The organism is Actinomadura sp. 1N219, assembly GCF_044326405.1.
Lineage (GTDB): Bacteria > Actinomycetota > Actinomycetes > Streptosporangiales > Streptosporangiaceae > Spirillospora.
Genome location: NZ_JBIRAY010000001.1, coordinates 1,258,067 through 1,283,629, shown reverse-complemented (window position 1 = coordinate 1,283,629; position 25,563 = coordinate 1,258,067). Strand labels below are relative to the sequence as shown.

Annotated in this window: 18 protein-coding genes and 1 pseudogene; 5 read left to right on the top strand and 14 right to left on the bottom strand. The window is 71.9% G+C overall.

Annotation, left to right across the window (positions count from 1 at the left end; all coding sequences use genetic code 11):
* Positions 1–11: 11 nt before the first annotated feature.
* The 4 genes from ACH35V_RS05765 to ACH35V_RS05750 are packed head-to-tail and all read right to left on the bottom strand — an operon-like array spanning position 12 to position 4,680.
* The gene (locus tag ACH35V_RS05765; protein ID WP_395970461.1) at positions 12–1,169 is read right to left on the bottom strand and encodes a thiolase domain-containing protein; all 1,158 of its coding nucleotides are present in this window, start codon (positions 1,167–1,169) and stop codon (positions 12–14) included.
* A complete protein-coding gene (locus ACH35V_RS05760; RefSeq protein ID WP_395970460.1) occupies positions 1,162–2,202 on the bottom strand; it encodes a thiolase domain-containing protein in 1,041 nt (346 codons plus the stop codon). The genes ACH35V_RS05765 and ACH35V_RS05760 overlap by 8 nt, the downstream gene beginning before the upstream one ends.
* Positions 2,202–3,131 carry a Zn-ribbon domain-containing OB-fold protein gene (locus tag ACH35V_RS05755; RefSeq protein WP_395970459.1) on the bottom strand — a complete coding sequence of 310 codons (930 nt, stop codon included), beginning with the start codon at positions 3,129–3,131 and terminating at the stop codon, positions 2,202–2,204. The genes ACH35V_RS05760 and ACH35V_RS05755 overlap by 1 nt, the downstream gene beginning before the upstream one ends.
* A complete protein-coding gene (locus ACH35V_RS05750; protein WP_395970458.1) occupies positions 3,121–4,680 on the bottom strand; it encodes an acyl-CoA synthetase in 1,560 nt (519 codons plus the stop codon). Before ACH35V_RS05750 ends, ACH35V_RS05755 begins: the two co-directional genes overlap by 11 nt.
* 122 nt (positions 4,681–4,802) lie before the next feature.
* On the opposite strand from ACH35V_RS05750, the gene ACH35V_RS05745 reads away from it, so the two are divergent.
* Entirely contained in the window at positions 4,803–5,615 is an 813-nt protein-coding gene (locus ACH35V_RS05745; RefSeq protein WP_395970457.1) for a crotonase/enoyl-CoA hydratase family protein, read from the top strand.
* On the opposite strand, the gene ACH35V_RS05740 is transcribed toward ACH35V_RS05745, so the two are convergent.
* On the bottom strand, positions 5,578–7,152 hold the full coding sequence (locus tag ACH35V_RS05740) for an MFS transporter (RefSeq protein ID WP_395970456.1): 1,575 nt from the start codon (positions 7,150–7,152) through the stop codon (positions 5,578–5,580). The two genes, ACH35V_RS05745 and ACH35V_RS05740, sit on opposite strands and share 38 nt — an antisense overlap.
* Positions 7,153–7,258: 106 nt before the next feature.
* Between ACH35V_RS05740 and ACH35V_RS05735 the strand changes: the two genes are divergently transcribed.
* The 3 genes from ACH35V_RS05735 (at position 7,259) to ACH35V_RS05725 (ending at position 10,280) form a co-directional block, all read left to right on the top strand.
* The gene (locus tag ACH35V_RS05735; RefSeq protein WP_395970455.1) at positions 7,259–9,658 is read left to right on the top strand and encodes an ATP-binding protein; all 2,400 of its coding nucleotides are present in this window, start codon (positions 7,259–7,261) and stop codon (positions 9,656–9,658) included.
* 113 nt (positions 9,659–9,771) lie between these two features.
* The gene (locus tag ACH35V_RS05730; protein WP_395970454.1) at positions 9,772–10,044 is read left to right on the top strand and encodes a hypothetical protein; all 273 of its coding nucleotides are present in this window, start codon (positions 9,772–9,774) and stop codon (positions 10,042–10,044) included.
* Complete coding sequence (locus ACH35V_RS05725; RefSeq protein WP_395970453.1) at positions 10,041–10,280, top strand: type II toxin-antitoxin system RelE/ParE family toxin; 240 nt, start codon at positions 10,041–10,043, stop codon at positions 10,278–10,280. Before ACH35V_RS05730 ends, ACH35V_RS05725 begins: the two co-directional genes overlap by 4 nt.
* 186 nt (positions 10,281–10,466) lie before the next feature.
* Here ACH35V_RS05725 and ACH35V_RS05720 read toward each other — a convergent pair whose 3' ends face one another.
* A complete protein-coding gene (locus ACH35V_RS05720; protein WP_395970452.1) occupies positions 10,467–11,576 on the bottom strand; it encodes an NAD(P)H-dependent flavin oxidoreductase in 1,110 nt (369 codons plus the stop codon).
* Between the two features lie 95 nt (positions 11,577–11,671).
* Positions 11,672–12,691 carry a DUF3068 domain-containing protein gene (locus ACH35V_RS05715; protein ID WP_395970451.1) on the bottom strand — a complete coding sequence of 340 codons (1,020 nt, stop codon included), beginning with the start codon at positions 12,689–12,691 and terminating at the stop codon, positions 11,672–11,674.
* A 174-nt stretch (positions 12,692–12,865) separates the two neighbouring features.
* Between ACH35V_RS05715 and ACH35V_RS05710 the strand changes: the two genes are divergently transcribed.
* Positions 12,866–14,095 (top strand): acyltransferase family protein, encoded by a 1,230-nt coding sequence (locus ACH35V_RS05710; RefSeq protein ID WP_395970450.1) that lies wholly within the window; start codon positions 12,866–12,868, stop codon positions 14,093–14,095.
* 2,113 nt (positions 14,096–16,208) lie between these two features.
* Here ACH35V_RS05710 and ACH35V_RS05705 read toward each other — a convergent pair.
* The 7 genes and pseudogenes from ACH35V_RS05705 to ACH35V_RS05675 all read right to left on the bottom strand — a co-directional run.
* Positions 16,209–18,269: pseudogene (locus tag ACH35V_RS05705) on the bottom strand (alpha-(1->3)-arabinofuranosyltransferase family protein); the annotation flags it as partial.
* A gap of 8 nt (positions 18,270–18,277) precedes the next feature.
* A complete protein-coding gene (locus ACH35V_RS05700; protein WP_395970449.1) occupies positions 18,278–19,423 on the bottom strand; it encodes a glycosyltransferase family 4 protein in 1,146 nt (381 codons plus the stop codon).
* Positions 19,424–19,455: 32 nt separating this feature from the next.
* Positions 19,456–20,262: a glycosyltransferase gene (locus ACH35V_RS05695; protein ID WP_395970448.1), complete on the bottom strand. Its 807-nt coding sequence runs from the start codon at positions 20,260–20,262 to the stop codon at positions 19,456–19,458.
* A gap of 13 nt (positions 20,263–20,275) precedes the next feature.
* Positions 20,276–20,407, bottom strand: coding sequence for a hypothetical protein (locus ACH35V_RS05690; RefSeq protein WP_279504087.1), 132 nt, complete (start codon positions 20,405–20,407; stop codon positions 20,276–20,278).
* Entirely contained in the window at positions 20,407–22,122 is a 1,716-nt protein-coding gene (locus ACH35V_RS05685) for a hypothetical protein (RefSeq protein ID WP_395970447.1), read from the bottom strand. The genes ACH35V_RS05690 and ACH35V_RS05685 overlap by 1 nt, the downstream gene beginning before the upstream one ends.
* 18 nt (positions 22,123–22,140) lie before the next feature.
* Positions 22,141–24,324: an acyl-CoA dehydrogenase gene (locus ACH35V_RS05680; protein ID WP_395970446.1), complete on the bottom strand. Its 2,184-nt coding sequence runs from the start codon at positions 24,322–24,324 to the stop codon at positions 22,141–22,143.
* 54 nt (positions 24,325–24,378) lie between these two features.
* Entirely contained in the window at positions 24,379–25,548 is a 1,170-nt protein-coding gene (locus ACH35V_RS05675; RefSeq protein WP_395970445.1) for a hypothetical protein, read from the bottom strand.
* Positions 25,549–25,563: the final 15 nt, after the last annotated feature.

Here is a 25,563-nt window from a genome sequence, read left to right as displayed (position 1 = left end):
CTACAAGGGAATCAGGGTTTGTCGCTGCCGACGATCCACATCGAGAAGAACTGCGCGCCGCCACCGTACGCGTGGCCGAGCGCGCGGCGCGCCCCGTCCACCTGGTGGTCGCCCGCCCGCCCGCGCACCTGCAGCGCCGCCTCGGCGAACCGGATCATCCCGGACGCGCCGATCGGGTTGGACGACAGCACCCCGCCGGACGGGTTCCACGGGATGTCTCCGTCCATCGCCGTCGCGCCCGCCTCGGTGAGCTTCCAGCCCTCGTTCTCGCCGCAGAACCCGAGGTTCTCCAGCCACATCGGCTCGTACCAGGAGAACGGGACGTACACCTCGGCGCAGTCGAGCTCGCTGCGCGGGTCGGTGATCCCGGCCTGGCGGTACACGTCGGCGGCGGCGTCCTTGCCGCCCTGGGGGCTGACGGTGTCGCGTCCGGCGAACATCATCGGCTCGGAGCGCATCGACGTGCCGTGCACCCAGGCCGGCTTTCCGGGAGCCTTCTTTGCCGCGTCCTCCGACGCCAGGACCATCGCGCACGCGCCGTCCGACGACGGGCAGGTCTCCAGGTAGCGGATCGGCTCCCACAGCATCGGCGTCGACTCGACCATCTCGCGGGAGATGCCGGGGATCTTCAGATGCGCGTACTCGTTCCGCAGCGCGTTCTGCCGGTCCTTGACGGCGACGAGCGTCCCGATGTGGTCGGGCGCGCCCGCCCGGCGCATGTAGGCGCGGATGTGCGGCGCGAAGTAGCCGCCCGCGCCCACGACCAGCGACGTCGTGAACGGCGAGTTCACCGTCAGCGCCCACGTCGCGTTCGACTCCGACTGCTTCTCCCACGCGACCGTGAGGACGCGGTCGTTCACGCCGCCCTGGATCAGGCCCGCCGCGACGATCGCCGTGGACCCGCCGACCGACCCGGCCGTGTGCACCCGCATGACCGGCTTTCCGGCGGCGCCGAGCGCGTCCGCCAGGAACGTCTCCGGCATCAGCACGCCCTCGAACAGGTCGGGGGCCTTGCCGACGACGACGGCGTCGATGTCCGTCCAGGTCAGCCCGGCGTCGTCGAGCGCACGGCGGGCCGCCTCGCGGAGCAGCCCCGGCATCGACACGTCCAGCCGCCTGGTCTTGTACGCGGTCTGCCCGACGCCGATGATCGCGCAGCGGTTAGCCATCTTTCTCTCCCGAGAGGACGCACACCAGGTTCTGCTGGAGGCAGGGACCGGACGACGCGTGCCCCAGCGTCCGGGACGCCGACCCGTCGTGGACGCGGGCCGCCGCCTCACCGATCCGGATCAGACCGGCCGCCATCATGGGATTGGCCGACAGCGCGCCGCCGGACGGGTTGACCATGACGCCGTCGCCCAGCCCGAGCGCCTCGCGCAGGATCAGCTCCTCATGGCTGAACTGCGCGTGCAGCTCGGCGACCTCGACGCCCGCCGCGCCCGCCTTCTCACCGGCGAGGCGCGCCGCCTGCGAACGGGTCAGGTCGCGGACGCCGGGCGAGTGCGGCTCGCTGCGATGGTCGATCCCCGTGATCCACGCGGGACGTTCGCACAGCTCCCGCGCCTTGTCCCCGGCGGCGAGGACGATCGCGGCGGCGCCGTCGGTGATGGGCGCGACGTCGTACGGACGCAGCGGCGCCACGTCGTAGTCCTCGTCTCCGCCCGGCTCCGGCAGGTGCAGCGCGAACGGGTTGTCGTGTCCGGACGCGCGCGACCGTGCCGCGACGGCGCGCAGATCGTCCTCCTTCACGCCCGACCGCTCCATGTAGGCGCGGGCCTGGAGCGCAGCCAGCGAAACCGAGTCGATGCCGAGCGGCGCCAGATGGTAAGGATCGAGCTGCTGGGTGAGGATCGCGCGCAGGTTCCCTTGGGTCGACTTCCCGAACCCGTACACGAGCGCAGTGTCGATGTCACCGTGCAGCAGTTTCACCCACGCCTCGTAGAGCGCCCACGCTGCGTCCATCTCGACGTGGCTCTCGGAGATCGGCGGCCACGCGCCGACCGCGTCAAGCGCCGACACGAACGAGAACGGCGCGCCCGCCAGGTAGTCGCACGACCCTGAGCAGGTGAAGCCGAAGCGGGCCAGGCCCGTCCGCTCCTTGATCTCGGTGATGACGGGGGCGAGCATCTCGATCTCCGCGAGCCCCTCGTCCGCGCCGGTGTGGCGGGTCTGCGCGAAGGCGACCACGGCGATGTCGCGCATCACAGGTAGTCCTTGATCTCGTCGAAGGGGACGTCGGGCTCGTCGAGCGGCTCGAACCACTTGATGTTGTCCATGCTGTGGCCCCATTCCGCGCGGGGCCGCCACGCCGCCTTGACGCGCATGCCCATCCGGACCCGGTCCGCCGGGACGCCCGCGACGAGCGTGAGCATCGTGAGCCCGGCGCCGTCCAGCAGCACGTAACCGGACACGAACGGCACCTCGGGGGCGCGCGGGTCGGGGATGTTGTTGACGGCGAAGGTGGTGACGGTGCCGGTGTCGGGCAGCTCCACCTCCTCGGTCGTCGGGACGCCGTCGCGCGGGCACAGGCCCTTCATCGGGACGATGACCTGCTCGCACACCGGGCACCGGTGCCCGAGGATGCGGCCCTCCGAGACGCCTTCGAGGAAGCGCCGGAGGGCCTTGCCGCCGCGCAGGTCGTACTCCAGCCGCGTCGGCGCGTTGATCAGGGTGACCTCGGGCTGGAAGCACTCGATGTCGCCGATCCCGCCGGACCTCTCCGCCCGCCAGCGGGGCCTGACGCGCATGCCGGTCTTGAGGAACTTCGGCGGCTGCGCGCCCTCCTCGAAGACGCCGACGTCGAGCGCGTGCAGCAGGGCCGTGTCGGCGCCGTCCGGACGGATCAGCGCCCACGCGAACGGACGGTCCAGCGGGTGCTCCTTCGCCGGGCGCGGCACCCACGACCACGTCGTGACCGTCCCGACAGGGCCGACGCCGACGAACTCGCCCGTCACGTCCTCGCCGGTGTCCGGGTCGTGCTCGGACGGCGGGACGAGCACCCGCCCGTCGTCCGTGCGGATGCCGACCAGCCGCCCGTCGCGCAGCTCGCTGAGGAACCGCCCGATGACCGGGCCGACCGACCGCGTGTAGCCGCCCGGAAATTCCAGGACGTGGTTGGGCTCAGATCGCACTGGTGCGGTCCTTCCAGTACGGGTCCCTGAGCTTGCGCTTGAGGAGTTTTCCGTTGGGCTCGCGCGGCATCGTCTCGATGAAGTCGATCGACTTCGGCCACTTCATCTTCGCGAGCCGGCCCTCCAGCGACGCCAGGATCTCCCCGGCCAGGGCCGGGCCCGGCTCGACGCCCTCGGCCGGCTCGACGACGGCCTTGATCTGCTCGCCCCACTCCTCGTCCGGGATGCCGAACACGGCCACGTCCGCGACCTTCGGATGCAGGATGATCTCGTTCTCGATCTCGGCCGGGTAGATGTTCGCGCCGCCCGAGATGATCATGTCGGACTTGCGGTCGGACAGGAACAGGAAGCCGTCGTCCGTCAGGTAGCCGATGTCGCCGACGGTGAAGAAGTCCTTCAGGCGGTTCTCCGCCGTCTTCTCCTTGTCGCCCTTGTACTCGAACTCGACGCCCATCATCTTCATGTAGATCGTGCCGTGCGTCCCGGCGGGGACTGGCTCGCCGTCGTCGTCCACGATGAGCAGCTCGCTGATCGGCCACGCGTTCCCGACCGTCCCGGGGTGGGCGCGCCAGTCGGCGGGGCTGGCGATCGTCCCGCCGCCCTCGGTCGCCGCGTAGTACTCCCAGACGCAGTCGCCCCACCAGTCGAGCATCTGCTGCTTGATGGGCACCGGGCACGGCGCCGCCGCGTGGATCGCGTGCTTCATGCTCGACACGTCGTACCGTTCGCGGACGTCCGCGGGCAGCGACAGCAGCCGCTTGAAGTGCGTCGGCACCATGTGGGTGTTGCTGACGCGGTACTCCTGGATCATTCTCAGGGTGTCCTCGGCGTCCCACCTGTCCATGTAGACGAGCGTGTGCCCCATGTGCAGCGCGGTGCCGCCGAACTGGGTGACGGCCGTGTGGTAGTTCGGCGAGGTGATCAGATGGGCCTGTTGCGCGCGGCCCGCAGGACGCCCCGGCGCGATGCCGAACATGCCGAGCAGGAACGTCATCAGCTCGGCGCTGTCGTCGGGGTCGATGCCCATCAGCGCCCGCTTGACGCCCTTCGGCCGTCCGGTCGTCCCGGACGTGTAGTGCATCGTCGCGCCGTTGCTGCGATCGTCCGGCAGCGTGTCCGGCTGGCCGTCGACCAGCTCCTCGAACGCGCGGAACCCGTAGACCCGCCCGAACGCGAACCGCCGCCGCGCGTCGATCTCCTCACCGGCCCGCGCGCCCTCGGCCGCGTACCGCTCGTGGACGAAGAACGCCTTCGCGTCGCTGTCGGAGACGATGTAGCCGATCTCGGGACCGGTCAGATGCCAGTTGACCGGCGTGTAGTACCACCCGGCCTGCAGCGCCGCCAGATACAGCACGAGCCCCTCGGACCCGTTCGGGACGAGCCCGCAGATCCCGTCGCCCTTCTCCAGCCCGAGCGCGCGAAGCCCGTGGACGAGCCGGTTCGCGCGGGCCAGCAGATCGCCCGCGGTGTGCTCCGTCCCGTCCGGGTCGACGGACGCGACCCACTCGGGATCGGCCTGCGCCAGCCGCCAAAACCCCAACGACCCCATCGGCTCTCCCTCCGCCGTCCGGAGCCAAAGTAGATCACGTTCTCGTTTTCCATATCAAGCCCTACCAGCAAGGCGACACCTTAACTAGAATCTGTTCTCATTTCCTGGACAGTGGAGGGACCATGACGGAACGGCTGCCGATCAGCACCGAGCACTGCGTCATCGAGCGCGACGGCCATGTCGTCACCGTCACGATGAACCGCCCCGAGGCGCGCAACGCGCTCAGCTCCGCCATGCTGGTAGGCCTCGCCGACGCCTGGGCGTACATGTCCGACACTCCGGACGTCCGCGTCGGCATCCTCACCGGAGCCGAAGGCACCTTCTGCGCCGGCGCCGACCTGAAGGCGATGAGTCAGCAGCCGTCCGACCCGCGCATCCGGGAGCGCATGGCGCGGATTCCCAACTTCCACTGGAAGGGGCTGCTCCGCGAGGGGCGTCCGACCAAGCCCCTGATCTGCGCGATCGAGGGCTACGCCGTCGCGGGCGGCACCGAACTCCTCGTCGGCACGGACCTGCGGGTCGTCGCCGAGGACGCGACCCTGGGCCTGTACGAGGCGAGGCGTGGCCTGTTCCCCATGGGCGGCTCCGCCATCCGCCTCCCCCGCCAGATCGGTTACGCCAACGCGATGGACATCCTGCTGACCGCCCGCTCGGTCACCCCGCAGGAGGCCCTCGCGATGGGCCTGATCAACAAGATCGTCCCGCCCGGCACGGCCCTGGACGCCGCCCGCGAACTCGCCGGCCAGATCGCCGACTGCGGCCCGCTCGCCGTCCAGGGCATCCTCCGCACCTACCGCGAGACCGAGCACCTCTCCGAGGAGGAGGCCCTCAAGATCTCCGACGAGATCGGCTGGCCCGTCATCGCCTCCGACGACGCCAAGGAGGGCTCCCGCGCCTTCAAGGAGAAGCGCCCGCCCGTCTACCGGGGCGCGTGACCTCGGTCTCCGCCGAAGCCTCGGCTTCGGCTTCGGCGCCGATGGGCGGCACCCCGCGCAGCAGCCACGCGGACAGCACGGCGAGACCGACGAGCAGGACCGCGCTGACGGTTCCCACGACGCCGAGGCCGGTGAGGAACGCGTCGCGGGCGCTGTCCAGGAGGGCGGCGGCGGACGCGGGCGGGAGCTGCTCGGCGGCGGAGGCGGCGTCGCCGATCGACTCCCGCGCGGACGGCGGGGCGTCCTCCGGCGCCGAGATCGCCGCGCGGAACACGGCGGTTCCGACGCTGCCCAGGGCCGCCACCCCGAAGGCGATGCCGAACTCGCCGGACGTCTCGGCCATCGCGGACGCGGCCCCGGCGCGATCCGGCGGCGCGGACCCGGTGATGAGGGAGATGCCGAGGGCGCCGATGGGGGCCATCCCGAGGAAGCCCACCGTGACCCCGATCATCAGGACGACGGTGTCGCCCGCCCAGGCGGCCGTCAGGAACCCTCCCGCCGCCGGCACCAGACCCGCCGCGATGATCGTGCCGGGCCGCAGCCTGCGGGCGGCGATCGGGGACAGCAGCGAGCCCGCGACCAGCGCCAGCGCGGGAACGGCGAGCCACAGGCCCGCGCGCAGCGGCGACAGACCCTCGATCATCTGCAGGTACTGGCTGATGAACAGGTAGAGCCCGCCCTGGATGACCATTCCCGCCAGCAGGATCACCAGTGCGGCGCTGAACGTCCGGCTGCGGAGCAGGCGCAGGTCCAGGAGCGGGTCGTCCAGGGCGCGCTGGCGCCGGACGAACAGGATCCCGAACACGACCGCGACCGCCGCCGCGCCGTACGCCCACGGGCGCGCGGGGTCCTTCGCGAGTTCTTTGAGGGCGTAGACGGCGGGCAGGGCGGCGGCCAGGAACAGCGGCACGCTGGGCAGGTCGAGCCGTCCCGCCCCGGCGGCGCGGGTCTCGGGGAGCAGCAGCGGCGCGGTGACCAGCAGGACGACCATGACGGGGACGCCGATGAGGAACACCGAGCCCCACCAGTAGCGTTCGAGCAGCGCGCCCCCGACGACCGGGCCGAGCGCGCCGCCGCCCATGAAGCAGGCGGTGAACACGCCGATGGCCGCCGCGCGCTGCCCGGCGTCCTGGAACATCGTGGTGATCAGGGCGAGCGCGGACGGCATGAGCGCGGCGCCGGTGACGCCCAGCAGCATTCGCGCGACGATCAGCGTCGCGGGGCCGTCGGCGTAGGCGGCGAGCACGGAGGCCGCGCCGAACGCCGCCGCCCCGTACATCAGCAGCCTGCGGCGCCCGATCCGGTCGCCGAGCGCGCCCATCGTGACGAGGAAGCCCGCGATCATGAAGCCGTAGACGTCCATGATCCAGAGCAGTTCGGCAGGCCCGGGGCGGAGGTCCTCGCTCAGGTGCGGGAGGGCGAGGAACAGGACGGTGTTGTCCAGGGCGAGCAGCAGGGTGGCCAGGGCGAGCACGCCCAGCCCGGCCCATTCCCGCGTCCCGGCCCGCGCCGCGGCGGCGGACTCGATGGTCGACATGGTTCGGTCGCCTCTCTTCGATGAACGAAACCCGACGCGTCCACCGTGCGGCCAGGGCGTTATGGAGGGGTTCGGACCGGGTTATGGTCCGGCTACGGTGGGGCCCATGCGCTTCGGGGTGCTGGGCCCGCTGGAGGTCCTGACAGACGACGGACGCCCGGTTCCGGTCCCGGAGCTGAAGGTGCGCCTGCTGCTGTCGGCGCTGCTCGCCGCGGGCGGGCGCCCGGTGTCGTCCGGCCGCCTGATCCAGGACCTGTGGAGCGACGAGCCGCCGGGCCGTCCCGCCGCCGCGCTGCGCGCCAAGGTCTCGCAACTACGCCGGGCCCTGGACGCGGAGGACGGCGGCCGTGCGCTGGTCCGCTCACAGCCGCCGGGATACGTGCTCGCGTCCGAGGACGTCGACGCGCGGCGTTTCCAAACTGGCCTCGCCCGCGCGCACGGCACCGCCGATCCCGCCGCCAAGGCGGCACTGCTCACCGACGCGCTCGCCCTCTGGCGCGGCACGCCCTTCGCCGACTTCGCCGACGAGGACTTCGCCCGCGGCGCCGCCGCACACCTGGACGAGCAGCGCCTGACCGCACTGGAGGAGCTGGCAGACGCGCGGCTAGCCCTAGGCGAGCATCACGCCCTGGTCGCCGAGTTGAGCGACCTCGCCGACCGGCATCCGCTGCGCGAACGCGTCCAGGCCGCGCTGATGCTGGCCCTCTACCGGTCGGGACGCCAGCACGAGGCGCTCGACCGCCACAGCCGCCTCCGCGACCGCCTGCGCGACGAAATGGGCCTGGACCCCGGACCCGAACTCACCGACCTGCACCAGGCGATCCTCCGGCAGGACCCCCGGCTCCGCGCGCCCGCCGCCGCACCGCTCCCGCGCACGAACCTGCCGGTGCCGCTAACCGACCTGATCGGCCGCTCCGCGGCGGTGGACGAGGTCGTCTCGCACGTGGAGCAGGACCGGCTCGTGACGCTCACCGGGCCGGGCGGCGTGGGCAAGACCACCCTCGCGATAGAGGCGGCACGGCAGCTCCGCGCCGCCTTCCCGGACGGCGTCCACCTGGTCGAGCTGGCCGAGCTGCCGCGCGGGACCGTCTCGGCGGACAAGGTCGCGGAGGTCGTGGCCGAGGTCGTGGGGCTGCGCGAGGACGTCCCCGGCACCGCGGCCGGACGGCTCGCCGGGGCCGGACGGCTCGGCGCGCTCGGCGGCCGCCGGGCGCTGCTCGTCCTGGACAACTGCGAGCACGTGATCGAGCCGGTGGCCGAGCTCGCCGGGTCGCTGCTGCGGTCGGGTCCTGGGCCGCGGATCCTCGCCACCGGACGGGAGCCGCTCGGCGTCCCCGGCGAACGGCTGTACGCCGTCCCGCCGCTCGACGTGCCCGGCCCGGACGAGGACGACCCGACCACCCTGGCCGAGACCGCGTCGGTGCGGCTGTTCACGACCCGCGCGGCCGCCGCCGCACCCGGATTCGCGCTCGGGCGCGCCAACGCGGCGGCCGTGGCCGCCATCTGCCGCCGCCTGGACGGCATGCCGCTCGCGCTGGAACTCGCGGCGGCCCGCGTCCGCGCGCTGGGCGCCGGGACCCTCGCCGCGCGCCTGGACGACCGATTCCGTCTCCTGCGGTCACAACGCCGCGACGCGCCGTGGCGGCAGCGGACGCTGCGGGCCGCCATCGACTGGAGCTGGGAGCCGCTCGACCACGCCGAACGGGCCGTCCTGCGCCGTCTGTCCGCGCACCCGGGCGGCTGCACGCTGGAGGCCGCCGAGCAGACCTGCTCGGGTGGCGGCGTGGACGCCGCCGACGTCATGGACGTGATCGTCCGGCTGGTGGACGGCTCGCTGGTCATGGCGGCGGACGGCCCCGGCGGCGTCCGCTACCGCCTCCTGGAATCAGTGGCGGCCTACGCCCAAGAGCGCCTGCACGAGGCAGGCGAACACGACGGCACCGAGCGGCGCCGCGACGAGTACTACCTCCTGCTGGCCGAATGCGCCGAGGCGTACCGCACCGGCCCCGCCCGCCTGCACTGGCTGGCCCGCCTGGACGCCGAGACCGCCAACCTGCGCCGGTCCCTGGAAAGCGCGGGACAACGCCGCGACACGAAACTCGCACTGCGCCTGACGGCGGCGCTGGCCTGGTACTGGATCGAACGCGGCCGGGCCGGGCACGCCCGGCTCTGGCTCGGCGAGGGCCTCGCCGAGTCCGCCACCGCGCAGCACCTGGACGGCCTGACCGCCGCGCGACGCACCGGCGACGCCGCCGCGACCGCCGCCGCGCTGGAGGGGCTCGCCGGCGCGCAGGTGCTGGCCGGGCAGGGTGACCGGGCCGCGCGACTGCTCGGCGCGGCGGCGGCCGTCCGAAACGGCGAGGCCCAGGACGGGGACGGCGGCCGCATCCTCGCGGCGGCCCGCGCCATGCTCGGCGACGGAGCGTTCACCGGCGCATTCGACACGGGCCGCGCCCTAACCCCCGACCAGGCCGCCGCCGACCTCGCGGTCCACGCCAGCGAGTAATCATCCAGACACGGAGTGCGTCGATCGCTGGTATGTTCGACCACGAGGCGGGTCTCAGAACCCCGCCGCGACTCCCCCTGGATGGAGAACGAACCGTGAGTACGCTGGCGACCATGAGCGCCGAGCCGACCGGAACCACGCCGGACACCACTGTGACGGACGAGTACCAGGTCATCCACTTGGGCGGCCAGGCCGCAGCAATCGTGCCTCTGGACGAAATCAGAAGGCTCAAGGCGTTGGAACAGACCGCCACGCCGGAAGCCCTGGATGAGGCCGAGGCCGCTGCAGTCTCCGCAAAGATGGACGCATGGGAGGCGGCCGGACGCCCCGGAGCAAGGTCCCACGAAGAGGTCATGGCCGAGATCCTCATCGGTGACGCCGAGTGAAGGTTGAGTGGGAGCCGGAAGCAATACAGACCTTGCATCGGTACATGCACGATCAGCTGGGGATGCGCGACATCGGAGCAGCAGTGCGGAAACTGGCCCATGATCCGACACCACCCGAGGCGTACCCGTGGGGCAAGGAAGGGGACTACAGGCTCCGCGTCGGTCCGTACCGGGTGATGTACCGGCTTGGCAACGACGTGATCGCCATCGGTCACATCAGCCGCGTCACGGACTGACCGGCATTGGAACGGGCAGTCACGCCAGAGGCCCTAGAGGAGGCCGAGGCCGAAGCGATGTACGCGAGCTTCCTCGAGTGGGAGGCGGCCGGTCGACCCGGCGCCATATCTCACGAGGAGTTCGTGGCCGAGATCGTCGATGACGCTGGATGAAGGCGAAGGGCAAGCCTTGGCCCTCTAGCGGGATCAGGAGTCGGTGATGGTGTTGAGGCGGTCTATGGCCTCTACGTATTCCTCGATCAGGTCGTAGATGACCTGGGCGGCCGGTTTGATCTGGTTCATGGAGCCGACGATCTGGCCGACCGGGAAGGTGACGAGTTCGCCGTCGCCGGAGCGGGCTATGCGGGGCAGGGCGTCCGCGATCAGCATGAACTGCATGGGCATCGGGAGGTAGCCCGGGGAGTTCTCGCTCTCCCACGCCTCCGTCCAGGCCGTTTTGAGGAAGCGGGCCGGCTTGCCCGTCCAGGCGCGGGAGCGGACGGTGTCGCGGGACGTGGCGTCCAGCAGTTTGGGGAGGGCGCGTTCGGGGGTGTCGGCCTCGTCCACGGTCAGCCAGATGGAGCCCGTCCAGACGCCGTCGGCGCCGAGGGCCATGCCCGCGGCCATCTGGCGGCCGCGGCCGATGCCGCCCGCGGCCAGGACGATCGTGTCGTCGCCGACCGCGTCCACGACCTCGGGGATGAGGACCATCGTGGCGACATCGCCGGTGTGGCCGCCCGCCTCGGTGCCCTGCGCGACGATGATGTCGACGCCGACGTCCACCTGCTTGCGGGCGTGCCGCGCGTTGGACGCGAGGCCCGCGACCTTGACGCCGTGCCGGTGCGCCTGCTCGACGACGTCCGCCGGGGGCGGGCCGAGCGCGTTGGCGAGCAGTGCGATCGGGTGCTTGAGGGCGACCTCGACCTGGGGGCGAGCGGTGACGTCCGTCCAGCCCAGGAGGGCCTTGCCCGCCTGCTCGGTGGGCGGCTCGACGCCGTGCTCGGCGAGGAGGTCTTCCAGGAACGTCTTGTGTTCGGCGGGGATCATGCCCTGGAGCTTGCCGAGCAGTTCCTCGGCGTCGCCCATGTCGGCGCCCTCGTACTTGGCGGGCATGACCACGTCCACGCCGTAGGGCTTGCCGCCGACGTGCTCGTCGATCCACTTGAGCTCGAGTTCGAGCTCCTCGGGGGTGAAGTGCAGGGCGCCGAGGACGCCCATGCCGCCGGCGCGGCTCACCGCCGCGACGACGTCGCGGCAATGACTGAACGCGAAGATCGGGTACTCGATGCCGAATAGTTCGGTGACTCGTGTCCGCACATCCCCGACCCTAGGCCCGGTTCCGAAAAACTGCAACAGGTTCTAGTTGAGGAAGGCATGGTTGTGCTGCATTGTGGGTCTGCCTAGAACAGGTATCAGTGAGATTCCGGGGTCGGTTCGGCGGACGGGGGCGTGTCGCCGAACTTGCCGTCGGGGCGGCGCGGGGTCGCGGGCGGCGGGGGTTCGGGGCGCGTGAAGGTCACGTAGGCGCCGATGGCCAGCAGGGCCAGGCCGATGAGGATCGCCGCGCCCGGGACGTACACGCGGACGCTGTTGATCTGCAGGGCCTTGCCGTCGGCCATGTCGACCAGGCTCCGCTGGTCCTTGCCGACGGTGATCAGGTCGGCCTGCGCGATGATCATCGCGCCCTTGCCGTCCGGGGTGCGGAGCGTGTTGCGGACGTTCTTGCGGTGCTTGACGGGAATGCCGGTGCGCGGGTCCACCCAGACGGTGTTGTAGGCCTCGGCGTACCGGTCGACCTTCTGGTCTCCGGCCTTCGCCGGGAGGCCCAGCATCCGCGCGGGCATCTTGACGTCGAGGGCGGAGGTCTTCGTCAGGGGGACGGCCTGCGTGAAGCGGTATGTGGTGAGGCCCTGAACCTCTTCGACGGCGTTGAACCGCATCGGCGCAGTCTGCTTCGTCGTCATGTCGTAGAAGTCGTAGTCGCGCTTCTGGACGTTCGCGATGGGGAACAGCAGCCCGTACCCCGACATCCGGACACCGCCGTTGCCGTCGACGTGGGCGCCGCAGCAGTTGACCAGCCTGGACGTGCGGCGGTCGAAGGCGATGCGGAAGCCCTGGATCTGGATGGGCTTGTCCGGGTCGGCGGTGTCGTAGACGTTGGTGGTGGAGTCCCAGACGGCGATGTCGTCGTCGTTCGTGTTCGCCCGGACGTCCCCGCGCACGGTGTTCTTGGCCAGGAGCGTGACGCCCGTCTTGAGCTTGAGCTGGGCCTCGTCGAAGTACGTGGAGTTCTTCGACTCAAGCTGCGTCACCTCGTAGCGGTTCAGCGGCGCCACGACGACCCGGTCGGCCACGTAGAAGCGGACCAGCGGCGCGAGTGTGAGGAAGAAGGCGCCCAGGCCGATCAGGATCAGGCCGACCTGCCGCCGCATGAACACCTCCGGGGACCCGCGACCGTCCGACCGAGCCCTGCCGTCCGACCGAGCCCTGCCGACCGACCGGGCCTGCCGTCCGGCAGGACCGTGCCCGGCACCTTACCGTTTCGGATACTGGCCGGTAAGCTCCGCGGCACCCGTCCCGAACCGCGAGCCGACTGCGAGGTGGCCATGTCCGCGGCGCCGCAGATCTCCGGGCGTCAGGACACGTTGGACGGGGTGCGGGCGGTCGCCGCGCTGGGCGTCCTGGTGTTCCATGTGGCGAGTTCCGCCGGTTCCATCACCAACCCGGCGGGCGCGCGGTGGCTGTTCAATGGCGGCCAGGTCGGCGTGCCCATCTTCTTCGTCCTGTCGGGGCTGCTGCTCTACCGGCCGTGGGCGGCGGCTGTGCTGGACGGACGACGCCCCACCCCGCGCATCGCCCAATATCTGTGGAAGCGCTTCTTCCGCATCATGCCCGCGCTGTGGGTCGTGGTCGTGGTCTTCATGCTCACGGCCGGACGGGACCACATCGACGACCCGCTCACCTGGGGCTCACTGCTCACGCTCACGCAGACCTACCTGCCCGACCCGTGGTGGAACGGCAACCTGGGTCCGCCGCATCTCGGGCAGTTGTGGAGCCTGGTGGTCGAGGTCGCGTGGTACGTCACGCTGCCGTTCACCGCGGCGGTCCTGGCCTGGTGGGCGCGGCGGGCGGGCAGCGATGACGTCGGAGTGCGAGCCAAGCGGTTGCTGGCCGGCATCGGGGCGTATGCGGCATTGTCACTCGTCTACACGGTGGCCATGTTCGTCCCGGAATGGCACGCGCAGATGGGGGTGTGGCTGCCGCGGTTCTTCGTCTGGTTCGCGGTCGGGATGGCCCTCGCGGTGGTGACGGTGTGGGCGCGGCTGGACGAGCGCCGTCCCGTCGCGGCGATGTGCCGGGCGGTGTCGGACTCGTGGGCGGCGTGCTGGGTCGCGGCGGCGATGCTGTACGTGGTGTCGGCCACGCCCGCAACGGGGCCGATCGGCCTCCAGCACTCGGACACGTTCTGGACGTCCGCGCTCCACATGATCGTGCACGGGCTGTGCGCGACGGCGCTGGTCGCCCCGGTGGCGCTGGCCCCGCCGGACCACCCGGTGTTCGGCGCGGCGCTCGGGAACCGGGTGATGCGGTTCCTCGGCCGGATCTCCTACGGCCTGTTCCTGTGGCAGTCGCTGATCATCGTCAGCTGGTACGACGCTCTGGACCGGGACTTCCGGGGGAACGTCGTGACGGATCTGCCGCTGATGGCGGCGGCGACCATCGCAGCGGCGACTCTGAGCTACTACCTGGTGGAACGTCCGTTTCAGGCGGTGGCTCGGCGTCGCCGCGGCCGTTCCCGTCCAGCCCCGGCCCCGGCTCCGGCGCGGTCCAGCTGAGCGCGATGCGTCCGCTGGAGTCGCCGCCGGAGTCGCCGCTGGACGGTTCGGGCCGCCACAGCTCGGCCGCGATGCGTGCGGCGACGGCGAGTCCGAAAAGCTGCGGCACGACGTCGCCTAGAAGGCCGGACGGGGAGGACGGGTTGCCGATCGCGTCCAGCCACGCTCCGGCGGCGAGGCAGGCCGTCCCGGCGAGCATCGCCGCGGCGGCCGTCCAGGGTGAGGTTATGGCGCGGGCGGCGGTCGAGGCAGCGGGGCGAGTGCGTGCCCAGCAGTAGCCCGCTGCGACCGCGGCGGTGACGGCGAGGCCGGGCGCACCGGCGATCCAGCCGCCGAGCGCGGCGGCCAGGCCGATGGCCGCCCATGCGGGCCAGCCCTTCCCAGTCGCGGGCTCCCGCGGCTCTTCTCGTTTCCTCGGTTTCCGGGGGCGGACGGCGAAGAGGAGCAGGACGAGAAGCAGGCCGAGACCTGCGACGACGGCGACGCGCTGCGCCTTGTCGGGTTCGTAGGTCAGCTTGACGACGCCGCTGGTCCCGGCCGGGACGATCCAGCCCTGCTTCCATCCGTCCAGGCGGACGGGCCGCAGCTCGTCGCCGCCTGCGGTGGCGCGCCAGCCGGTGTTGAAGTTCTCGTTCACGGCGAGGAACGAGGTCGTCGCGGCGTCCACCTTCAGGCTGCGGGAACTCGCACCCCAGCTGGTCACCTTCACCGGCTGCGGTGCGGTGGCGGCGTCTTGCGCGACCGGCTTGGTCCCGACCGTCACCGTGTCGATGCGGTACGGGTCGAAGGGCGCGGCCGTGAGACGGTTCGGGCCGGGCGCCAGCGTCGCCTGCGTGCAGGCGGTGAAGCGGAGCGGACGGCCCGCCAGCAGGTCGCCGAACGTGCCCCCGGCCTTTGTCGGGACGTCGGCCGTCCCGATCCGGATCTTCGGCCCGAAGCCGCAGGCCAGGCGCAGCGGGAGCGTCCGCACGTCCGGCATCGGCTGCACCCCGGGGATGGTGAGGTCGGACACCTGGATCGGTTGGGGACGGCTTCCCCGGAAGAACGTGAGCGTCAGCCTGTCGGTGGTCATGGGGGCGAACGACAGCCTGCCCTTGTCGTCCGACAGGCCCTCGCGCGTCTCGCCTCCGCCGCCCGTGACCCGGATCCGGACCGGGCCCGCCGCGCCGGGCGGACGCTCCACCGTGATCGCCGCCAGGCGCTTGCGCCCCTTCCATCGGACGCTGAACTTCGGCGACAGATCGTCCTGCCCCGCGATCCAGGACGTCGCCGGATCACCGTCGAAACCCGACCTCGCCTGGTCCGCCGGATGGCCGGAGAGGGTCGAACTCGCGGTGACGGACGGCTGGCCCTTGACGGTGGTGAACCGCTCGATCAACGGGCGGCTGGTCAGGGTCGCCGTCCCCGTCACGGGCGCCTTGGCGGACGACGCGGACGTGAACGTGCGGTCGAACCCCGGGCCCTCCTCGTCCATGGAGCCGAGCGACGGCCAGCACATCCAGCGCCGGCTCCCCTTCATGCATTCGGCCATCGCGCCGGGGGTCCTGCTCATCACGTAGGTGGCCGGGCCGTTGATGCCGGCGGGCGCGGGGAGCGCGTAGGTGCGCGCCGGTTTCACGCCAGTGATGGACATCTCCGCCACCGCCGCCTTCGCGAAGGCCGGAAGGACGGGCTGGTACGCGAGGCCGGTGATGCGCAGCCGCAGCCAGCGGGTCGGGCCGGGCGGGGCGCGGAGCGGCTGGGCGCCGCCTGCCCGCTGGACGCTCTGTTCGACTCTCCCCCTCTCGGTCTCGACCGCGACACGCGAGACGGGCGGCCCGTTCGACACGTCCCTCACGAACGCGGCGGTGAGTCCACGCACGTCCCGGGGACTGTCGAAGTCGACGCGCAGCCACTGCCCGACCGGCCCCTGCCAGCCGCCCGTCTCCCAGGCGGTGAACGGGTTGCCGTCGAACGCGGCGAACGGCGTCGCACCCGGCTCGCGCAGCAGCGGGATCACGTCGTCACCGGCCGCCGAGGTGGACGCCGTCACGTCGCGAACGCCTCCGCCGTAGGCGACGTGAGTGGCGTATCGGTTCCAGCCGTCGTCCAGGACGTCGGCGGCCCGGCCGCGGTGCGCGGCCGTCAGCGTCGGCGACGTCTGGTGCAGTTCGCCGAAGTTGCGGCGGAGCAGCCGGGGCGAGTCGGTCACGACGGGGGCGCCCTTGAGGTCGGGGGCGTCGTCGTCCAGGAGGACGGGGCGGGCCGGGAGGGCGTCGTCGTCGGCCATGGCCAGCAGTGACTCCGGTCCGCCGTACACGCGGACGGGGGCGGTCGCGTCGGCGAGGGTCGCGACGTCGGCCGCGTCCTCGACCTCGTACACCTCCAGCGCCGGATACCGCTGGTCGACGGACGACACGGCGTCGTCCGCGTCGCCGCCCACCGGCCCGCCGAACGAGGCGACCTGGTGCAGGCCGGGGGACTCGTCCAGCGCCTGGTGGAGGCGGGCAGGCCAGGCGCCCCGCAGCGTCTCCCGCCGCAGATCGTTGCGGACCAGCACGTACCGGACGCCCATCCGGCCGAGGAACGCGCTCAGCCCCGGCGACCCCTGACCCGACCTGACCTGCTGGTCGATCGCGTCCAGCGCCCGCGTGTAGCCGGGCGACCCGGCCGGGACGAGCTGCCGGACGCCCCACCGCGCCGTCAGCAGCGGCTGGACGATGTCGTCCATCGGACGGCCCCACAGGTACTCGCCGAACGGCGCGCCCGGGACGGCGAGGACCGCCTGCCGTCCGGCCCGCGCGTTGAGCCACGACGCCGCGTCCCGCCAGTGGCCGGGCACCTCCCTGAACTCGCCCGGCCCGGTGAGCCCGTGCGAGGCGGCCGTGACGCCGACGCCGCCGATCGCGACGGCGGCGGCCACGGGCAGGCTGACCAGCGCTTTCAGCGAGCCGCCGAGCGCAGGACGCCGGGCCGTGGCGAGCAGATGGGCCAGGCCGAGCGCGAGCGGCAGCCGGACGACCGCGTCGAACTTGTGCAGGTTCCGCATCGGCGCGAGCGGCCCGTTCAGCAGGTCGCGGACCTGCCCGGCGAACGGGCCCGGGATGTCGCTGATGTGTCCCATGGACAGGATCACCAGCCCGGCCAGCAGCGTGACCAGCAGGAACGTCCGCTCCGGGAGCGGCCGTCGGAGCAGGCCCGCGAGGCCGAGCGCGGCGACAACGCCCGTGCAGACGATCGGCACCGGGCTGACGGAGAGGCCGTGCCCGACCGGCCACCACACCTGGCCGTCCACGATCAGGTAGTTGACCCAGCGCTCCGCGCCGCGCAGCACGTTGATCAGGCCGGTCGGCCCGGTCGTCGTCTCCGCCTTCTCGGTGTAGGTCAGCCACGAGAACCCGTACGTCCCGGTGAGCAGGAGCGGAACCAGCCACCAGGCCGCCGCCGCACCCGCGGCCGCCGACCACCACGCGAGCGTCCGCACTCGGAACGACCGCGCCCCCGCCCGCCCGCGCGGACGCGTCACGACGTACAGGACCGGGACGACCAGGACGGCGACGGTCGCGGTCGCGTTGATGCCGCCGCAGCAGGCGATCGCCAGCCCCGAGCGCGCCGCCGCCCGGACCCGTCCGCACTCCCCCGCCGCCTCGCTGACCAGCGGCAGGACGATCCACGGCAGCATCGCGACCGGCAGGTACTCCGACGAGATCTGCCCGAGCGTCGCCAGCCCGTTGGGGGCGAGCGCGTACGCCATCGCCGCGAACAGCCGCGTCCAGGGGCTGCCGACGCCGAGCCGTCCGGCCAGCCGCCACATGCCGGTGAACGCCAGGCACATCAGCAGCGACAGCCAGAACCGCTGTGTGATCCAGGCGGGCATCCCGATCAGGTCGCCGAGCGCGAAGAACGGCCCCATCGGGAACAGGTAGCCGACCGCCTGGTTCTGGAGCTGGCCGAACTGCTCGGGGTCCCACAGGTGCAGCGCCCGGCCGAGGAACCCGAGCGGGTTCACCGCCATGTCGATCTTGGTGTCGGCGAGGATCGCGCCGGGACTCGCGCCGAACGCGAGCGCGGTCAGCGTCAGACAGCACGCGACGACGCGCAGCCGTTCCCGCAGCCGTTCCCGCAGTTGCTCATGCCGTTCCGGCAGTTGCTCATGCAGCCGCTCGCCGGCGTCCGCGTCCGGTCCGTCCGCCATGCTCTCCTTCACCCGGGCCCGCGGCGGTCCCGGACGGCGGCGGTGACGAGGTCCCGCATGCGGGCGGCCGAGCGCGCCCAGTCGAATTCCCCCGCCCAGGCACGGCAGGCGGCGGCGACCTCGGCGCGGCGGGCGGGGGCGTCCATTTCTTTCAGCGCGCGTTCGACCACGTCCGCGTAGTGGTCGTCCGGGTGGGCGAGCCATCCGGTGATCTCGTCGCGGACGGCGTCGCGCAGGCCGTCCACGTCGCAGGCGACGGTCGGGACGCCGAGCGCGGCGGCCTCGATCACGCTGAGCCCCCAGCCCTCGCCCTGGGACGCGCTCAGATGCAGATCGGCGCGGGCGACCAGGGCCGCTTTGGCCTTCTCGTCCACAAATCCGTGCGCGATGACGACACCGTCAAGGCCGCGCGCGTCGATCCCGGTTTTCAGCGCGGGAGCCTCTGGCCCTTCACCAATGATGTGAAGCTTGACCCCAGGACGGTTCTGCGCGAGCCGTTGCGCGACGTCCAGCAGCAGGTCCAGGCGCTTATGCGGGACGAGCCGTGTCACGCAGACCAGATCCGGGTCACCGGCGGGCTCCGAGACCATGCCGATGGGTTCGGCGACCATTGCGCCGTTGGGCACGACATGGGTGGGCCCAGTCCAGGACAGCCTTTCCCTTACAGCGCACAGCGTGGACGGCGAGACGACAACGAACGCATGACGCCGATACGTCCACCGACTCACCGGGCCTTCCAGGAACCGTCCGATCCGGGCCAGCCACGACGGGAAGTACAAGTCGAATTGAGCGTCGTGCACATGGTGGACGACGCAGAACACCGGCACACGGCGACGCAGAACCCACGGTGTGAAGAACGGGATGCCGTTCTGGCAGTCGATGACCGCGTCGAACGAACCTTTCCGCCGAAAGCGGCGGGCCAGCATCCACAGCAGGACGAGCGGATACACGGTGAACCGTCCGCCGAGGCGCACGAAATCGACGTCCTCGACCCGTTCTCTGCGTTTCTGCCCGCGCGCCCTGCACGTCACGTATTCGACGCGTGCCCCTTCACCGGCGAATCTGCGCGCGATTTCCCAGGCGTAGCGTTCGGCCCCGCCCGCGGCGGGATGCCAAGGGTCCCGCCAGTTGACGACGGCCAGCCGAAGGTTCATGGGATTTCCACCGGCGGCCGCAGGGCTCGCGCTCATCCCGGTTTGACGGTCGAGGGCGCGGGCGGGGAAATCACGTCGACGATCGGCACCGGAGGCAAAGCAGAAATGACCGGCGTGCGTCTGACGCGGGCGCGGATACGGGCCAGATCCAGGAGGCATTGCAGCGAATGCCGCCGCACCGAGAACGTCGAACCGGGACGGTCGCGCCACACCACCGGAATGTCCGTCACGGACGCTCCCCGCCGCACGCAATGGGCGAGAAGTTCGACGTCGAACGAGAACCCCGCAGTGCGCAGGTCGGCCGCGGCGGCCCGCGCCAGCGGCCCGCCGAAGAACTTGAACCCGCATTGCGTGTCGGCGATGCCGCCGGCCAGGTCGCGGACGATCCGGTTGAACGTGATCGCGCCGAGCCGCCGGACCGGCAGCGAGTACCCCTGGACGACCGACCGACCGTGGCGCCTTGACCCGACCACGACCGGGCGGCCCTCGCGCAGCAGGACGATGGCTTCGTCCAATGCCGCGAGGTCTGTTGCCATATCGGCGTCCATGAAACCCACGTACGGGGCGCGCGTCGCCAGCAGCCCGGCCCGGACCGCGGCTCCCTTGCCCCGCCGCTCGCAGCGCACCAGCCGGACTGGAACGGTCCCGCCGGCCCAGGACCGGACGATGCCGTCCGTGCCGTCGGTGCTGGCGTTGTCGACGACGACGACCTCCGAGCGCGCCGGGAGCCCGGCGAGCTTCCCGCAGAGCAGGCCGAGCCCCGCCGGGAGCCGGCCCGCCTCGTTGTAGGCGGGAACGACGATCTCCAGGACGGCGGGGCCGTCGGGCCAGGTCCCCATCAGGGCCTACACGTCAGCGGGCGCCGTAGTTGTACAGCGGCTTGATGACGGGATCGTCCTGGGAGGCGTTCACGAGCTGGACCGTGCCGAACGATGCTCCGGCGGCCAGCAGGACGCCGACCAGCGCTGCGATGGCGATGCGCATCAGGGGGTCCTTCGTCTTGAACCGCGGGGGTTGATACTCCCGGGTAACGGAAAGCTCAGAGTAATACCAGAGGGAACGATTGACCAGATAACGACAGCACTCATGACAACCCAGGCGGCCACCACGGGCACGGCCGGAATCCCGTCCCCGGCGGGCTCGCCGCTCCCGTCGATCCGGTAGACGGCCAGGTCACGGCCGCGCAGCACCTCGACGGCCGCGCCCGAAGGACGGTTCGCGGGACGGTTCGCGGCGATCTCCGCGTCCACTACGACGTACCGTATTCCTTCGTCACGCAGCGTGGCCGCCGGTGGAGTGCCTGTCCTGGCGTGCGGGCCCAGCCTGACGGCTCTCGGGTCTTCGGGCGGGACGGTCGTCCCGTCCACGGTGACGGCGTCGTTCACGACGACCCGCCGGTGCAGGTACCGGGGCAGCGGATCGAGGACGCGGCGGCCGTGATTCCACGGGTAGCTCCGGTAGGACGCCCACGGCAGCACCAGCACGTCCCCGTCGACCGGGTCGCCGTGGATGATCTGGCGCGCCCGCGCCCAGTCGTCCGGATAGCGGACCGCCCGCAGGTCGCCCGCGGCGCCCCACGCCAACGTCGGCAACAGGATCAGCGGCGCGGCCATCGCTCCGGCCGCCGCCAGCGGCCACCGCGCCTCCGCCGCCCGGTCCGCGGCCACGCCGAGGCCGACCGCGATCACGACGGCGAGCGGCGCCGCGAACTGCTGGCCGTCCCGGAAGACCGCGAATCCGGGCCACAGCCCGACGGCCGCCTCCAGAACCGGCGCGGCCACCACGCCCAGCCCCGCCACCGCGAACCCCGCGACCGCCGCCACCGCCGCGCCTCCCCGCCACCGGGGCTCGCGGCACCATTTCCAGTAGGCGGCGAGCGCGCCGACCACGACGACCAGCCAGATCGTCGCGGTCGCGGGCGCGCCGTACCCGCTCGGCACGGTCTCGCCGTTCCACACGCCGCCGAGCGTGAGCAGGCTCCCGAGGGCGCCGAACGGCGTGTCCGCGCGAGCGGCGAACAGGTCGACGGCCGTCCCGTCCTCTGGCAGCCCGGCGGGCCGCAGCAGGCCCGGCACCAGCCACGGAAGGCTCAGGCCCGCAACGGCTCCGATCACCTTGGCGGCGGCGCGGGCGCGTCCGCTGTCACTGATCAGGGCGACGGTCAGGGCGGTGAGGGCGGAGACGGCCAGGGCGGCGAAACCGCCGATGGCGGCCGGTATCAGGGCCCGGACGAGGCGCCGCCCGCCGTGCGGCTCGTCCAGCCGGGACGCGGCGGCGACCACCCAGGGCAGGGCCGCGTAGCCGAGGAGGAGCGCCCACTGGCCGAGCAGCAGCCGCTCGGCGACGAACGGGTTCCACGCGTAGCAGACCCCGGCGGCCAGGCGCGGCAGGAGCCGCTCGGACGGCACCAGCGAGGCCGCCGCCGTGCACGCCATCACGAAGATCGCCAGCAGGATGAGCTTCTGCGCCAGATCCGCCGGGAGGACGGTGCCCAGCGCGGTCGCGAACGCGTCGCTCGGGACGTGCCGCGGCACGGTCCCCGTCAGCCCGAACGTCATGCGGGTGAACGCGGGGTCCGGCACGAACACCATGTCGTAGGACAGCACGAACCCGGGCGCGAGCCCCGGCCCCAGCGCCGCCAGCCCGAGCCCCAGCCCGGTCACTGCGGCCAACAGGTGCCGCGCCCGCTCCGCCGCCATGTGCGCCTGGACGCTACCTCACCTGTTCCTTGTGGGGGGCGACCCCCCACACCCCCCGGGCAACCGCGCAGGTTCGGGATCACGAGGCAGCCCGAGGATGCGTTCGCCGATCACGTTCAGGTTGACCTCGGTGGTGCCGCCGCCGATCGTCATGGCGCGGGACGCGAGGAGGTACCTCGTCCAGCGGGCGCGCAGCGGGTCCGTCCAGGCGCCGGTCAGCGCGCCGTCCTCGCCGAGCAGCGTGAACCCGAACTCGGTGACCTGCTGGCCGTGCTCCATCGCCACCAGTTTCCGGACGTTCGCCGTCACGCCCGGGTCCGTCCCCGAGAGCTGCTTGAGGGTGGCGCGGAGGCCGAGGAGCGCGAAGGCGTGCTCGTCGCAGGCGAGGCGCCCGAGCCCGTCGCGGACCACCGGATCGCCGTCCAGGCCCAGCTCGGCGGCGAGGTCGAGGAGCTTCGGCAGATCGCCGCCGAGCTGGAACGTGCTGGTCAAGCCGACGCGCTCGTTGGCGAGGGTGTTGCGGGCGACGCGCCAGCCCGCGTCGACGGGCCCGACGACGAGGTCGTCGGGGACGAACACGCCGTCCAGGAACACCTCGTTGAAGACGGCGTCGCCGGTGCATTCGCGGAGCGGGCGGATCTCGATGCCCGGCGATTTCATGTCGACGAGGAAATAGGTGATGCCGTCGTGCTTCGGGCGGCCAGGGTCGGTGCGGGCGATGCAGATGCCCCAGTGCGCGTCGCGGGCTAGGGACGTCCAGATCTTCTGGCCGGTGATCGTCCAGCCGCCTTCGGCACGTTCGGCGCGCGTCCTGAGCCCGGCGAGGTCGGAGCCCGCGCCCGGCTCGGAGAACAGCTGGCACCAGACGAACTCGCCGCGCAGCGTCGGAGGCAGGAACCGTTCCTGCTGCTCAGGGGTGCCGTACTGGACCAGCGACGGGACGACCCACGCCGCGATCATCAGCGGCACCGGGCGGACTCCGGCCGCCTTCAGCTCCTGCTGGATGACGATCTGTTCGAGGGGCCCGGCGTCCCGTCCCCACGGTTTCGGCAGGTGCGGGGTGACCCAGCCGCCGTCCGCCATCGCCGCCCGCTGTTCGAGGGGCTCCAGCGCGGCCAGCTCGGCGACGCGGGCACGGATCTCCGCGCGCAGCGGCTCGGCGTCCTCGGCGAGTTCGACGCTCATGGGACGCCGGACGCCCGCGACGGCGAGTGCGGCAACATCCGCTCTGTGCTTGCCAGCACGGCCTAGCAGGGCGCGCAGCGTGAGGGCTCGACGGTAGAGAAGGTGGGCGTCGTGTTCGTAGGTGTAGCCGATTCCACCGTGGACCTGGATGTTGCCTTCCGCGCATAGGACGGCGGCGTCCGCGGCTAGGGTCGCGGCGACTCCGACGGCGTAGGCGCGTTGTTCTGCTGGCTCGTCCAGGGAGCGTGCAGCATCCCAGACGGCCGCCCTAGCGCGTTCCACGGCGATGAGCATCCGGGCGCATTTGTGCTTGACGCCTTGGAATTGCCCGATCGGACGGCCGAATTGCTCGCGAAGCTTCGCGTACGCAACGGCGTCGTCCAGCGCGCGTCCCGCTACACCGCACGCTTCGGCGCCTAGCAGGACGACGGCGATGGCATGGGCGTCCACTCCGCCGAGGAGGCATTCTTCCTGGACGGTCACGCCCTCGACCATGACCGACCCCACCGGACGAGTGATGTCGAGAGACTCCAGCGGCCCAACGGTGACGTCGTCCCGCTCTAGGACGACCCAGCCGTCACCGGCCGGAAGCAGGAACAGGTCTGCCAGCGGTGCACCCAGCACGGGCTGCACCGTCCCGGAGACAGTGGAGCCATTCACGTCGAGGCTGCCGGACAAACCGACAGCCGCCTTGCGCGAACCGTCCGCCAGGCCCGGAAGCAGTTTCCCGAGCGCGCCGGAAGCGTGCAGGATCGCGGATGCCAGGACGGTCGGCGTGTACGGCCCAGGCGTCAGCGCTCGGCCGAGTTCCTCCAGCGCGACGGCCTGTTCCAGGAGACCGAAGCCCTGCCCGCCCGCGTCTTCGGGCAGGTGCAGGCCGGGCAGTCCCTGCGCGGCGAGCGCGGGCCAGAAGCCGGTGTCGGCGTCCCGGACGAGCTGCGACGTGATGTTCCGCTCGGCGAACCCGCGCACGGACGCCGCCAGCGCCTGGTGTTCCTCGGTCAGCCCGATCGCCATGCGCCCCACCTCTCCTCAAAGTGGGGCAAAGCCTATTAGAACGTCATTCGACTGTCAGGACGCGAACTTCAACCCTCTGAAGAACGCGTTGACGTCCGGGTACATCTTCTTGTGCGTGTTCGGCATGGACGCGAACACCACGGCGGGCGCCTTCCGTCCGGTGTCGATCACGGCCGTGGCGTAGATCTCGCCGGTGGCCCGCACCCCGTCCCGCTTGTAGGTGAGGTAGGAGGCGATCATCCAGCCCTGGCGTCCGTCCACGTTCAGCGCCTGCGACGCCAGCGGCGCCGACCTGTGCGGGAAGCCGTAGTACTGCGCCTCGAACCCCTGCGCGACGAGACCGGCCACGTTCTTGATGCTGTCCGGGCCCTGGTAGGCGCTCTGGAGGCTCGGCAGCAGCGTGCCGGTGAGGAACTGGCCGTACCAGAGCTGCCCGCCGTTCTTCTCCGTCACCAGGATCTGCTGCCCGGACCATCCTGGCGTGCCCAGCTTGTTCTGCTTCGTGGGAACCTTCCACGGCGCGGCCAGCCGAGGGTACGACAGGCCCGAGTGGACGTCCGCGACCCGTCCCAGCATCCTGCTCGGGCTGCCGGGGAACGCCCTGAGCGGCTTGTCCGGCGGCAGCTCGACCTGCGCCGCCTCCGACTGCTCCGCGGTCGCCGTCCGGCCCGCGTTGGCGCCCGAGTCCGACTCCGCGGGCTCGTCGTCGCCGCCCTTCATGAGGTAGACGGCTCCGGCCACGACCACCGCGACCACCAGCAGGCCCACCCCGCCGAACAGCACGATCCGGGACCGCCCGCCGTCGTCGTCGAGGACGTCGCGCCGCGGCCGCCCCGACGCGCCGAGCTTGGCGTCGGCCGCGGCCTCGTCCGCCATCCAGTCGGGCATCTGCCAGTTGCCGCTGCTCGGCTTGCCGGGCTTGGCCGGCTCGCCCAGGCCCGCGGGGACGGCCGGCGTGTACCGCTCGTCGCCCGGGCCGTCGTCCTCGTCCTCGCCCTCGTCGAAGATCGACCCTTCCCAGTGCGGCGGGTCGTCCTCCCGGACGGGCGCGACCTTGACGTCCTCGCCGTCCTCGGCCCACGCCTCCTCGGGCTGCTCCTCGACCTTGCCCCAGACGTCGTGCGCCTGGGAAGGACCGGCCGAGAACTCGGTGCGGCCTGCCGGGCCGGGCTCGCTCTCGCTCATGTCGGTCCAGCGCACGCCGCGCTCCCCCTGATCGGACATGCGGGACACGTTACG